We start from the raw sequence: 362 nt of genomic DNA on the forward strand, positions 1-362 counted from the left end.
CTCTAAAGGCGGCGCATATCGCCTCGTTCGGGCGGAAGATCTCTCGGCCCATTTGATTCGCAGCCTGCTGCGCCTTCCTCCCTCTCTCCCTCCTTCCTCTCTTTCTTCTTTTTCCTTTTTCTTCTTCCCTCCTCCTCTTTCCCCTTTTTTTCCCCTTTCCCTTCCCTCTTCCCTTCTTTCCTCCCTTCCCCCTCTCTTCCCTTCTCCCCCTTTCCCCCTTCTTTTTTTCTCCTCCCTCTCTTTCCTTCTCCCCTCTTTTCCCCTCCCTCCCCCTCCTCTTCTCTCTCTCTTCCTCCTCCTCTCTTCTCCCCTTCCTTCCTCTCCCCTTCCTCCCTCTTCCTCTCCCCCCTCTTCCCCCTCCC

General features: G+C 56.4%; 1 pseudogene. It reads left to right on the top strand.

Going from position 1 to position 362, the window contains the following annotated elements:
- Nucleotides 1-83: pseudogene (locus ACLRGG_RS21235) on the top strand (hypothetical protein); the annotation flags it as partial.
- Nucleotides 84-362: the final 279 nt, after the last annotated feature.

The organism is Erwinia sp. PPS120 (genome assembly GCF_047918655.1).
Classification (GTDB): Bacteria; Pseudomonadota; Gammaproteobacteria; order Enterobacterales; family Enterobacteriaceae; genus Erwinia; species Erwinia tasmaniensis_A.